This window comes from Pseudomonas helleri (assembly GCF_009600315.1).
Taxonomy (GTDB): Bacteria; Pseudomonadota; Gammaproteobacteria; order Pseudomonadales; family Pseudomonadaceae; genus Aquipseudomonas; species Aquipseudomonas helleri_A.
The window spans coordinates 1-751 of record NZ_WIWC01000096.1; the positions used below are offsets into that span (position 1 = coordinate 1).

Here is a 751-nt window from a genome sequence, read left to right on the forward strand (position 1 = left end):
ACATCCAGCTGCGCAGCAACGCGCGGCAGGATGTTTTTGCCGTTGGACGTTGCGGCGGCCAGGATGTGGGTGTAACCCGCCCCCAGCTCTGCAACCAACGGGGCAACGTTTTCAGGCAACTGATGCGCGTAGGCGGCGTTGTCGGCCACCAGCACTTTAGCCACACCGGCAATTTTTGCAGCCGCTTCAGCTACTGCACCCACGCCCTGGCCTGCAACCAGCACATTGATGTCGCCGCCGATTTTGCCAGCAGCGGCCACGGTGTTCAGCGTGGCCGGGGCCAGTACTTTGCCGTCGTGTTCTGCGATTACCAAGATAGTCATGATTAGATTACCTTCGCTTCGTTTTTCAGTTTCTCGACCAGCTCCGCCACCGACTTGACCTTGATGCCAGCGCTGCGAGCTTTCGGCGCTTCGACTTTCAGGGTTTTGTTGGTCGAAGCCGTCGAAACACCCAACGCTTCAGGCGTCAGCACTTCAAGCGGCTTTTTCTTGGCTTTCATGATGTTTGGCAGGGACGCATAACGCGGCTCGTTCAAACGCAGGTCGGTGGTGATAATGGCCGGCAGGCTCAGCGAAACAGTTTGCGCGCCGCCGTCGATTTCACGGGTCACGGCAACCTTGTCACTCGCAACTTCAACCTTGGAAGCGAAGGTGCCCTGACCGTAGCCGGTCAGCGCAGCCAGCATCTGGCCGGTCTGGTTGTTGTCGCTGTCGATGGCCTGTTTGCCCAGGATCACCAGCTGAGGCTG

At 58.9% G+C, this 751-nt stretch carries 1 protein-coding gene and 1 pseudogene; both read right to left on the reverse strand.

Features of this window, described 5'->3' with window-relative positions:
* A pseudogene (locus GHN86_RS22990) lies at positions 1–323 on the reverse strand (electron transfer flavoprotein subunit alpha/FixB family protein); the annotation flags it as partial.
* A 2-nt stretch (positions 324–325) separates the two neighbouring features.
* A partial coding sequence (locus GHN86_RS22995; protein ID WP_194286564.1) for an electron transfer flavoprotein subunit beta/FixA family protein occupies positions 326–751 on the reverse strand: 426 nt, incomplete at its 5' end.